Annotated in this window: 12 protein-coding genes; all 12 read left to right on the forward strand. The window is 31.3% G+C overall.

Annotated elements, in window-relative coordinates; genetic code table 11:
* Positions 1-16 precede the first annotated feature (16 nt).
* The 12 genes from feoB (at position 17) to DW006_RS06240 (ending at position 12,024) form a co-directional block, all read left to right on the forward strand.
* Positions 17-2,149, forward strand: coding sequence for a ferrous iron transport protein B (feoB, locus tag DW006_RS06185; RefSeq protein ID WP_117999504.1), 2,133 nt, complete (start codon positions 17-19; stop codon positions 2,147-2,149).
* An 88-nt stretch (positions 2,150-2,237) separates the two neighbouring features.
* A complete protein-coding gene (locus DW006_RS06190; protein WP_117999505.1) occupies positions 2,238-2,384 on the forward strand; it encodes a FeoB-associated Cys-rich membrane protein in 147 nt (48 codons plus the stop codon).
* Between the two features lie 228 nt (positions 2,385-2,612).
* Complete coding sequence (locus DW006_RS06195) at positions 2,613-3,311, forward strand: ABC transporter ATP-binding protein (protein WP_117999506.1); 699 nt, start codon at positions 2,613-2,615, stop codon at positions 3,309-3,311.
* 12 nt (positions 3,312-3,323) lie between these two features.
* Positions 3,324-5,591 carry an FtsX-like permease family protein gene (locus DW006_RS06200; RefSeq protein ID WP_117999507.1) on the forward strand — a complete coding sequence of 756 codons (2,268 nt, stop codon included), beginning with the start codon at positions 3,324-3,326 and terminating at the stop codon, positions 5,589-5,591.
* Positions 5,592-5,764: 173 nt separating this feature from the next.
* Positions 5,765-5,986, forward strand: a complete 222-nt coding sequence (locus DW006_RS06205) for a phosphopantetheine-binding protein (protein ID WP_022165604.1) — start codon at positions 5,765-5,767, stop codon at positions 5,984-5,986.
* A gap of 147 nt (positions 5,987-6,133) precedes the next feature.
* The gene (locus DW006_RS06210; RefSeq protein ID WP_022165603.1) at positions 6,134-6,505 is read left to right on the forward strand and encodes an Asp23/Gls24 family envelope stress response protein; all 372 of its coding nucleotides are present in this window, start codon (positions 6,134-6,136) and stop codon (positions 6,503-6,505) included.
* An 81-nt stretch (positions 6,506-6,586) separates the two neighbouring features.
* Positions 6,587-7,000 carry a transcription antitermination factor NusB gene (gene nusB / locus DW006_RS06215; protein WP_117999508.1) on the forward strand — a complete coding sequence of 138 codons (414 nt, stop codon included), beginning with the start codon at positions 6,587-6,589 and terminating at the stop codon, positions 6,998-7,000.
* A 10-nt stretch (positions 7,001-7,010) separates the two neighbouring features.
* Complete coding sequence (gene xseA, locus DW006_RS06220; RefSeq protein ID WP_117999509.1) at positions 7,011-8,225, forward strand: exodeoxyribonuclease VII large subunit; 1,215 nt, start codon at positions 7,011-7,013, stop codon at positions 8,223-8,225.
* A complete protein-coding gene (xseB, locus tag DW006_RS06225) occupies positions 8,215-8,418 on the forward strand; it encodes an exodeoxyribonuclease VII small subunit (RefSeq protein WP_117999510.1) in 204 nt (67 codons plus the stop codon). Before xseA ends, xseB begins: the two co-directional genes overlap by 11 nt.
* A gap of 19 nt (positions 8,419-8,437) precedes the next feature.
* Positions 8,438-9,328, forward strand: coding sequence for a polyprenyl synthetase family protein (locus tag DW006_RS06230; protein WP_117999511.1), 891 nt, complete (start codon positions 8,438-8,440; stop codon positions 9,326-9,328).
* Positions 9,329-9,346: 18 nt separating this feature from the next.
* Positions 9,347-11,215 carry a 1-deoxy-D-xylulose-5-phosphate synthase gene (dxs, locus tag DW006_RS06235; RefSeq protein WP_117999512.1) on the forward strand — a complete coding sequence of 623 codons (1,869 nt, stop codon included), beginning with the start codon at positions 9,347-9,349 and terminating at the stop codon, positions 11,213-11,215.
* Positions 11,215-12,024 (forward strand): TlyA family RNA methyltransferase, encoded by an 810-nt coding sequence (locus DW006_RS06240; protein WP_117999513.1) that lies wholly within the window; start codon positions 11,215-11,217, stop codon positions 12,022-12,024. Before dxs ends, DW006_RS06240 begins: the two co-directional genes overlap by 1 nt.
* Positions 12,025-12,031 lie beyond the last annotated feature (7 nt).

The following is a 12,031-nucleotide window of genomic DNA, read 5'->3' on the forward strand; positions in this document are numbered from 1 at the left end:
TGGGAGGAAAATAGTAATGTCGATTAAAATTGCATTGGCTGGTAATCCAAATAGTGGTAAAACAACTTTGTTTAATGCCCTAACAGGATCAAACCAATTTGTAGGTAACTGGCCTGGAGTAACAGTAGAAAAAAAAGAAGGTAAATTAAAGGGACATAAAGATGTTAAGCTTATGGATTTACCTGGTATTTATTCTTTATCACCATATACTTTGGAAGAAGTTGTGGCTAGAAATTATCTTATTAACGAGGTACCTGATGCAATCATCAATATTGTTGATGGTACAAATATAGAAAGAAACTTATATCTTTCAACACAGATTATGGAACTTGGTATTCCTGTAATCATGGCTGTTAATATGATGGATATCGTTGAAAAGAAAGGTGATAAGATTCATATTGACAAACTTAGCGAAAAGTTAGGTTGTGAAGTTGTTGAAATATCTGCTTTGAAAGGAAATGGAATTAAAGAACTTGCAAACAAAGCAGTTAAACTTGCTGAAAGCAAGAAGGGAAATAAAATCGCACATAAATTTAATGAAAAGGTTGAAACAATCATTGATGAAACTGAAGCTCTTTTATCATCAGAAGTACCTGATGCACAGAAAAGATTCTTTGCAATTAAGTTGTTAGAAAAAGATGATAAGATTTCAGAAAACTTAAAGGTTGTTCCAAATGTAAACAATCAGATTGAAGCATTAGAAAAAGAATTTGATGATGATACAGAAAGTATTATCACAAACGAAAGATATGAATACATATCTTCAATAATTAAAGGATGCTATACAAAGTCAAGCAAAGAAAACTTAACAACATCTGACAAAATTGATAGAATTGTTACTAACAGATGGGCAGCTCTTCCAATTTTTGCAATTGTAATGTTTGTTGTATATTATATTTCAGTTACAACAATTGGTACAATCGTAACTGACTGGACAAATGATGTATTGTTTGGTGAGATTATTCCACCTGCCATTGAAAAAGTATTAGTAGCGCTTAACTGTGCTGACTGGTTACAGGGACTTATCCTTGATGGTATTGTAGCCGGTGTTGGTGCTGTACTTGGTTTTGTTCCACAGATGTTAGTATTATTCTTCTTCTTAGCTGTACTTGAATCTTGTGGTTACATGGCAAGAGTAGCGTTCATCATGGACAGAATTTTTAGAAAATTCGGTTTATCAGGTAAATCATTTATCCCTATGCTTATTGGTAGTGGTTGTGGTGTTCCTGGTGTAATGGCTTCAAGAACAATTGAAAATGACAGAGATAGAAAAATGACAATTATGACAACTACATTTATTCCATGTGGTGCTAAATTACCAATCATTGCGTTAATCGCAGGTGCGTTATTTGATGGTGCCTGGTGGGTAGCTCCAAGTTCATATTTTGTAGGTGTTGCAGCAATTATCGTATCAGGTATTATTTTAAAGAAAACTAAGATGTTCGCAGGAGATCCTGCACCATTCGTAATGGAACTTCCGGCATACCATTTACCAACAGCAGGTAATGTTTTAAGAAGTATGTGGGAACGTGGATGGTCATTCATCAAGAAAGCAGGAACAATTATTACACTTTCAACAATCTTACTTTGGTTCTTAATGAACTTTGGTTGGCTTGACGGACACTTTGGCATGCTTGATATGGAAACACAGTTAAATGACAGTATTTTAGCAAAAATTGGTGGTGTTATCGCGCCAATCTTCAAACCTCTTGGATGGGGTAACTGGAAAATGGCAGTTGCTGCCGTTACTGGTCTTATTGCTAAGGAAAACGTTGTTAGTACATTTGGTATGTTATTCGGATTTGGTTCTGAAATCGCAGAAGACGGTCAGGAAGTTTGGGGAACACTTGCTCATAGCATGAGTGCTATTGCAGCTTACTCATTCTTAGTATTCAACTTATTATGTGCTCCATGTTTTGCAGCTATGGGTGCTATTAAGAGAGAAATGAACAATACAAAATGGTTCTTCTTTGCAATTGGATACCAGTGTGGTTTAGCTTACTTAGTTTCACTTTGTATTTTCCAAATCGGTTCATTATTTACAGGAGCAACATTTGGATTTGGTACAATTGTTGCCGTTGCAATAATAATCGCATTTATTTACTTATTATTTAGACCTTATAAACAAAGTAAAACTTTAAAATACTAATAAAAATGGCAGACTTGCCATGTAAATCATTATGAAATATGGAAATGAAACTGGGCATTTCGTTTCCGACTTGAAAGGAGAGGGTTTTATGAATGGAATAGTAGGAACGTTTATTGTTTTAGCTGTTTTAGTAGTTATTGTGTGTTTAATAGTTAGAAGCATGATAAAGGATAAAAAAAGTGGAAAATCTCTCCAATGTGGTGGAGATTGCAGTAAATGTAGGGGCTGCCACTAAGACTTAGAAAAGGACTGGATAGGTAATTGAAATTTAAAGTTCGTTACTTATTCAGTTTTTTTCTTTGATAATAAGATTAAGATTTAAAATTGAAAGGTTCAAATTGCCATTATATAAATATACAACTTAAAGTATAAACTCCAATAATATAAAAGGTTGTAGATTTTAGAAATAAATTGAAAACTTAATGTAAGTATTAATGAAGATTGTTTTAAGAAAGGAATAAAGATGTTTTTAGAGGTAAAAAAATTAAAGAAAAGTTTTGGACAGGGAGAGAACTCTGTAGAAGTTTTAAAAGAAATTGATTTTAATGTAGCTAAAGGTGAAATCTGTGTAATGTTAGGACCTTCAGGTTCAGGTAAATCTACACTTCTTAACATAATAGGAGGTATAGATAACGGCGATGAAGGATATGTAGCAATTAATGGAGAAAAAACTTCAAATATGAGCGAAGGTGAATTAACGAATTACAGAAGAAAACACCTTGGCTATATTTTTCAAATGTATAATCTTATTCCTAATTTGAATGTAAAAGAAAATATTGAAGTAGGTGCATATTTAAGTGACAATCCTTTAGATATTGATGAACTTCTTAATACTTTAGGCTTATATGAACACAGAAATAAGTTACCAAATCAGTTATCCGGTGGTCAGCAACAAAGAACAGCCATTGGAAGAGCTATTGTAAAAAATCCTGATATTTTATTATGTGATGAGCCAACGGGAGCTCTCGATTACAATACTTCAAAAGATATTTTGCAGTTAATTGAAGATGTAAACAAAAAATATGGCAATACAATTATCATGGTTACACATAATGATGCAATAAAAAATATGGCAGATAAAATCATTAAATTAAAAGATGGACAAATAAGAAAAATAGTTGAAAATGAAAATAAAATATCTGCTAAAGATCTTGACTGGTAGGGGGTGATTGGTATGAGAAGTCCTTTACTGAAAAGATTACCAAGAGAGTTGAAAAGTGAACTTGGAAAATATATAGCAATATTTCTTTTTATGACATTAACAATCGGTTTCATATCAGGTTTCCTTGTTGCCGGTTCAAGCATGAAGAAAACTTATGATGACAGTTTCGAAAAATACAATATTGAAAATGGTCATTTTGTTTTAAAAAATGATTTGTCAGATAGTGATAAAAAAGAAATAGAAAAAAATAATATAAAAATATATAAAAATTTTTATAAAGAGTTACAAAGTGACAAAAAACTATCAGGAAGTGAAAAAGCAACTTTACGTTTGTTTAAAAACAGAAAAGATATAAATAAAATCTGCATAATGGATGGTGAACTTCCTAAGAAAAATAACGAAATAGCTCTTGATAGAATGTTTGCGGATAACAATAAAATCAAAATAGGCGATACAGTTGGTTTTTCAAAAGAAAAATACAAAGTTACAGGTTTAGTTGCGTTGTCAGATTACAGTGCACTATTTTCAAATAATACAGATCTTATGTTTGATGCTGTGTTGTTTGGCGTGGCAATTGTTACAGATGAACAGTTTGATGCCATTGACAAAAATACATTTTATGATTATGCATGGAAATACAATAATGAACCTGCAAATGAAAAAAACGAAAAGAAGAAATCGGACAAGTTAGTTAAGGAAATATCAAAAGTAGTTTATGCTAACGGAAATGAAATTAATGAATATGTACCAAGATATACAAATTCGGCTATTAATTTTACAGGCGATGATATAGGTAGTGATCATTCTATGATGATTGTGCTTTTATATATTTTAATTGTAATTTTAGCATTTGTATTTGCTGTTACAATTAATCATACAATTGTAAATGAAGCAACTTCCATAGGTACACTTAGAGCCATGGGCTATTCAAAGAAACAGTTGGTAGTACATTATATGGCACTTCCAATTATAATTTCGCTTATAGCTGCAATTATTGGAAATGTTTTGGGCTATACAATATTTAAAAATGTTGCGGCAGGAATGTATTATGGAAGTTACAGTCTTACAAAATATAAGACAATTTGGAATGCAGAAGCGTTTATTTTAACTACGGTTGTTCCTTTGATAATTATGCTTGTAATTAATTTTATTACATTAATGTCTAAACTTTCCATAAGTCCACTTAAGTTTATCAGAAAGGATTTAACAAGAAAGAAAAATAAAAAGGCTTTAAAATTACCCAACTTCAAGTTTATTACAAGATTCCGTTTGAGAATAATTTTACAAAACAAAGGTAATTACATAACTTTATTTGTTGGTATTTTGTTTGCCAATATTATGCTGTTATTTGGTATGATGATGCATCCTTTATTAACACATTATCAAAATGAAATTGTAGATAATATGATTGCAAAAAATCAATATGTGTTAAAGAATTCTGTCCAGGTAAAAAATAAAGATGCTGAAAAATACAGTTTAACATCTTTACAGATTAACAGACGTTCTCTTAGTGAGGATATAAGCCTGTATGGTATTGAAGAAGACAGTAAATATTTTAAAAAGAACGTAGAAAATGGAATGTATATTTCCGATGGCTTATCAGAAAAATACAAAATAAATAAAGGTGATACTTTTACATTAAAAGATAAATACAGTGGTAAAAAATACAAAATAAAGGTAGCCGGAGTAGTTAATTATCCAGGTAGTCTTTCGGTATTTATGACAAGAGATAAACTAAATTCACTAATTGATAAGGACAAGAATTATTTTTCAGGCTATTTTTCAAATGAAAAATTGTCCATTGACGACAAAGATGTTGCAAGTGTAATAACGGAAAAAGATATGACCAAAACCTCCAGACAGCTAAACGTTTCAATGGGGAATATGTTTTATCTTATAAATGTTTTTGCAATTTGTCTGTTTGTTTTACTTATTTATCTTTTAACAAAATTAATAATTGAGAAGAATAAAAATTCAATCTCAATGGTTAAAATTTTAGGCTACAATAATAGGGAAGTCGGTAAACTTTATATAACAGCAACAACCTGGATGGTTGGCTTGTCAATAATTATAAGCCTTATTTTATCAACAGAAATTATTGATCAGATTTATTTTGAAATGATGAAAGATTATAATGGTTGGCTAACTTTATATTTGGAACAAAAAACTTATGTTGAAATGTTTATCATAGGAATCGTCTGCTATGGTATAGTTGCATTTTCCCAGTTTAAAAAAATTAAGAAGATACCAATGGACAACGCACTTAAAAACGTTGAATAGGAAATTAAAACGTTAATATGGAAAATGTTTAAAATAATCAAAAAAGTTGCATAATTTTTTCTTATTTTCATATATCATAAAAAAGAATTGAATTATATTTCATAGTATGGTAATTATATACGTGAAAGTATATTTTCAAAACAAAAAATATTTTATAAAATGAGGCATGAATAATGAGAGATGAAATTATTGAAATTTTGGAGATGATTAGTCCGGGAATTAGTGTGGAAAACAATAATTTAAACCTTGTAGAATATTTAGAATCTATGGAAATGATTGAATTTATTGAGGAGCTGGAAAACAATTTTGACATCGAAATTCCTTCAGAAGAAAAGATTGAAGAAAATTTTGAAAATATTGAGTCAATAATGGAAATGATAGTGAAACTTCAATAAATTTATAAAAACAAAAACAGCCATTTGAAGGTAATGTGGTACCTGTCAGATGGCTGTTTCTGTTTTGCCTAAATGGTTGTAAATTTATATTATTAATGATATACTATCGTTAGTTTATAAGGTTATCCTTAAGGTAGGAGGTTTGAAATGGAAGATGTAAGAAACACATATAGAATAAACGAAAAATCAGAATTAGGAGATGTTCATATTAGTGATGATGTACTTGCAGTTATTTCAGCAATGGCAGCTTTAGAAGTTGATGGTGTTGTTGGTATGGCTGGTAATATCACATCAGAGATTGTTGCAAAACTTGGCATGAAGAAACTTTCAAAGGGCGTTAGAGTTGATGTAGCTGAAGGTAGCGTTATGGTAGATGTTTCAATTATTATCAGAATGAACGAAAAGATTATTGAAGTATCTAAGAAAGTACAGGACAGAGTTAAAACTACAGTTGAAAATATGACAGGCTTGAAGGTTGAGAATGTTAATGTAAACATTTCAAGTGTTTTATCAAAATAATTTAGATTAACGTAGGGTGTCTGTTAGGACACCCTTTTTGAACGTAATAACATAATTAATAATCAGATATGTGGAGGAAATATGAAGAGAGCCGAAATCAGAGAATATGTTTTTAAATTGTTATATTGTACAGAGTTCCATGAGGATGAAGATTTACAAAAACAATACAGATTATACATGGAGAATTTAGAACAGTTAGGCGAAATTAAAGAAATAAAGGAAAAAGATAAAGAATATATAATTAATCGTGTTACAGATATAGTTTCAAGAACTGATGATATTGATAAAGAAATTGACAAGGTAGCTGTATCATGGAAAACAGACAGAATGGCAAAAGCTGACCTTAATATTCTTAGATTAGCTTACTATGAAATGAATATTGATGATGATATACCAAAGCCTGTTGCCGTAGACCAGGCTGTTGAACTTGCCAAAAAGTACGGAACAGATGATTCACCATCATTTGTTAATGGTGTTCTTGCAAAATTATTTTAGGAGATAATATATGCCGTCTATATACACAGTTGGTCAGGTAAACACATATATAAAGCAAATGTTTAGTCAGGATTTTATGCTGGCTAATATTTGCATTAAGGGAGAAATAAGCAATGTAACTTATCATTCTTCAGGTCATATATATTTTACATTGAAAGATAAGACAGGTGTAATTTCAGCCATAATGTTTAAGGGTAACAGAAACAATTTGAAATTCACATTAGAAGAAGGACAGAAGGTAATTGTTTTAGGCAGCGTTAACGTCTTTGAAAGAGATGGAAAATATCAGTTATATGCAAAAAGTATAACCTTAGAAGGTGCAGGCCTACTATATCAGCGTTTTGAACAGTTGAAAAACGAACTTAGTGAAATGGGACTTTTTGATAAAATGTATAAGAAACCTATTCCTAAGTATTCTTTAAAAATTGGAATTTGCACAGCAAAAACAGGTGCTGCAATACAGGATATTATTAATATTACAAAGCGAAGAAATCCTTATGTGCAGTTATATTTATATTCAAGTCTTGTACAGGGGGCAGAGGCTGCAATAGATATCGTAAACGGTATCAGATATTTAGATTCATTGTCTCTAGATGTAATTATTGTGGGCCGTGGTGGTGGCTCCATTGAAGATTTGTGGGCTTTTAATGAGGAAATAGTGGCAAAAGCTATTTTCGATTGTAATACACCTATTATTTCGGCGGTAGGTCACGAAACTGATACAACAATTGCTGATTATGTGGCAGACTTAAGGGCACCAACTCCAAGTGCTGCGGCTGAGATAGCTGTATTTGATTACAATGAATATTTACTTAATATCACACGTTACAAACAGTTGTTACTATCTCAGATGGTTAATAAAATTTCAAACACACGTAACAATTTGAAATATATACAGACCAAACTTAATCTATATAATCCAATTAATCAGTTAAATACCAAAAAACAGTATTCAGATGAATTATATACAAGACTTAATGATGCTTTTAATAGTTTATTCACTAACAGAAAGCATATGCTTGCAATATATGCGGAGAAACTTAACGGTTTATCACCTTTAAATAAAATTTCAAAAGGCTTTGCTTATTTTACTAATGATAAGGGCGAAGCAATTAATTCTGTAAAACAGGTTAATGTAGGTGATGATGTTATGTTGACTGTTAAGGATGGACAAATAAAAGCAAAAACCTATGATATAACTGAAGGAGTTTATAATGGAAAATAAAAAAAATATAGAACAGAACTTTAATGAAGTTGAAAAAATTATTGAAGCAATGCAAAAAGAAGATGTTACATTAGATGAGTCTTTTAAATTATATAATCAGGGCTTGAAAATAATAAAAGACTGCAATCAGCAGATAGAGACTATTGAAAAACAAATTAAAATAATAAATGAAGAAGCACAGCAGAACGTTTAACAGACATTTAGGAGTTATTATGAACGATTTCAATACAAACTTAAAGTTAAAAACAAAAGAAGTAGAAGATATTATATATAATTATTTTCCAAAAGAAGAAGGCAAACAGAAAATAATTATTGAAGCAATGAATTACAGTCTTAAAGCAGGTGGAAAAAGACTTCGTCCAATGCTTATAATGGAAACGGCAAAATTGTTTAAAGACGATGTTACAAATGCTTATCCTTTTATGGCAGCGATAGAAATGATTCATACTTATTCTTTGGTACATGATGATTTACCTGCAATGGATAATGATGAATATCGTCGTGGCAAAAAAACTACACATGCACAGTATGGCGAGGATTTGGGTATATTAGCAGGAGATGGTCTTCTTAATATGGCCTATGAGATTATGTCTCAGGCTGTAATAAAAAGTGATGAGCCTATGAAAGCTGCAGAGGCAATGGGTGTAATTGCAAAGAAAGCAGGCGTCTACGGCATGGTTGGTGGTCAGACTGTTGATGTAATAAATGAAAATAAAAAGATGGATATGGACACAATTATGTATATCCACAATTTGAAAACGGCAGCTTTAATAGAAGCTTCCATGATGGCAGGTGCAATTCTTGCAGGGGCAAATGAAGTTGAGATTCTAAATGTAGAAAAAATAGCAAAAAACGTTGGTATAGCCTTTCAGATACAGGATGATATTTTGGATATAACAAGTACAACAGATGTTTTAGGCAAACCTGTTCACAGTGACGAAAAGAACAACAAAACAACATACGTTTCTCTTTGTGGCATAGAACAATCAAAAAAAGATGTTGAAAAATATTCAAAAGAAGCAATTGAAATTTTAGATAATATTAACGGTAATAATGATTTCCTAAAACAATTAATAATTAAATTAATTAATAGGAAAAAATAAAACTAAAGCGTAAGAAATATGGGACAAATATTAGATAATATAAATAAAGAAAATGATATAAAAAAAATAGATAAGGATTTATATCCTATTTTGGCTGAAGAAATAAGAAGTTTTTTAATAGAAAAAGTCAGCAAAACAGGTGGTCATCTTGCGTCAAATTTAGGTACTGTAGATATGACTATAGCTTTGCATGCAGTTTTAAATTTTCCACAGGATAAAATTGTATGGGATGTAGGTCATCAGTCATACACACATAAAATTTTAACAGGTCGTAAGGAACAGTTTGATACATTAAGACAGCTTGATGGTATAAGTGGTTTTCCAAAACGACACGAAAGCGATACTGATTCTTTTGACACAGGGCACAGCTCAACATCAATATCTGCGGCGCTTGGTATGGCTATGGCAAATAAGCTTAATAATAACAATAATAAGGTTGTGGCGGTTATTGGTGATGGAGCACTTACCGGTGGTATGGCTTTGGAAGCTCTTAATAATGTTGCAAGTTTAGGAAAGAATTTTGTAATTATTTTAAATGACAACAATATGTCTATTTCTCAAAATGTTGGCAGTATGTCAAACTATTTAAATAAGTTAAGAGTTGGAGAACACTACAATTACCTGAAGGAAGATGTTGAAACATCTTTAAGCAAAATTCCAAAAATCGGTAAAAAAATAGTTAAAAAAGTAAAGAAAACGAAAGATAATATTAAGAACTTTATTATACCAGGTGGTTTGTTTGATGATTTAGGAATCACATATATTGGACCCGTTAATGGACACGATATTAATGGAATGATTAGTATTTTTAAAAATGCCTTAAAAATAGACCATCCAATTGTTATACATGTAAAAACAACAAAGGGAAAAGGATATTTACCTGCGCAAAATAATCCATCAAAATTCCATGGTATAGGAAAGTTTGATGTTGAAACAGGAGAGGAAGTAAAGTCTTCATCTGCAGGAACAATGTCTTACACAGAAGTTTTTTCAAGAACATTAGTTAAATTGGCTAAGAAAAATAAAAAAATATTAGCTATTACAGCAGCAATGCCTGATGGCACAGGTCTTTCAAGATTTCAAAAAGAATATCCTGACAGATTTTTTGATGTAGGTATAGCTGAGGAACATGCAGTAACTTTTGCGGCAGGACTTGCAGCTAGTGGCTATAAACCTGTTGTTTCAATTTATTCATCTTTTTACCAGAGAGCTTATGATCAGATACTACATGATGTGTGTCTTCAAAATTTACCTGTTGTAATGATTGTTGACAGGGCAGGTCTGGTAGGTCAGGATGGAGAAACACATCAGGGAATATTTGATGTATCTTTTATGTCAGCAATTCCTAATTTAACAATAATTGCTCCAAAAGATACAAAGGAATTAATTGAATCTGTGAAATTTGCAATGGGATATAATGGTCCTATTGCCATACGTTTTCCTAGAGGTACAGCTTATGTGGCAGAGAAAAAAACGGCTAGTCCGGTTGAACTTGGAAAAAGTGAAATTGTAAATGACGGTTATAATATTGCCATAATCGCAGTTGGAAATATGTTTGAAGAAGTAGAAAAAGCCTATAATTTGCTTATGAAAGAAAACATTAATCCAACAATTGTAAATGCAAGATTCATAAAACCATTAGACAAAGATATGATTGAATATGTTGCAAAAAGACATAAACAGATCATTGTAGTGGAAGAAGCTATAAAAAAAGGTGGTTATGGCGAGGCAGTATCCACATACGTTCAGGAAAACTGTTTAGATTGTAATGTAAAAATCATGGCAATTGAGGATTGTTTTGTTGAGCAGGGCTTGGTTGATGAATTAAGAGAAAAAATCGGCATTAGTAGCAAAAAAATATATGAGAAGGTTAAAGAGTTAGTATAATGAAAGAAAGATTAGATGTTTTACTTGTAAAAAGAGGTTTGGCACCTTCAAGAGAAAAAGCAAAAACAATAATTATGAGTGGCATTGTTTTTGTGGATAATCAAAGAGAGGACAAGGCCGGAACTTTTTTTAAGGATGATGTTAATATTGAAGTAAGAGGTAAAACTCTTAAATATGTAAGTCGTGGGGGCTTAAAGTTAGAAAAGGCAATGGATTGTTTTGGAGTACAGTTAGGTGGAAAAATCTGTATGGATGTAGGTGCTTCAACAGGCGGTTTCACAGACTGTATGTTACAAAACGGAGCTGTAAAAGTTTACTCAGTTGATGTAGGTCATGGACAGCTTGCCTGGAAACTTGTTCAGGACGAAAGAGTTATATGCATGGATAGAACAAATATCCGTTATGTAACACCTGAAGATATTGATGATGTTATAGATTTTGCCTCAATTGATGTTTCATTTATATCACTTACAAAAGTTTTATTACCTGTAAAAAATCTTCTTACAGAAAATGGTCAGATTATTTGTCTTATTAAACCACAATTTGAGGCAGGAAGAGAAAACGTGGGAAAGAAAGGCGTTGTAAGAGATAAGAAGGTTCATAAAGATGTTATAGAAAGTGTTATAACATTTGCCATGAGCATTGGATTTGATATTATTAATTTGGATTTTTCACCTGTGAAAGGTCCTGAAGGAAATATCGAATATTTATTATATTTACAGAATACAAATAAAGAACAAGGCGAAAAATTATCAGATATAATACCTGAAGAGGTTGTGGAAAAATCACATCAGGAATTGGATAAATAGAGGATTA

Source organism: Eubacterium sp. AF36-5BH (assembly GCF_003460505.1).
Lineage (GTDB): Bacteria > Bacillota > Clostridia > Lachnospirales > Lachnospiraceae > Eubacterium_G.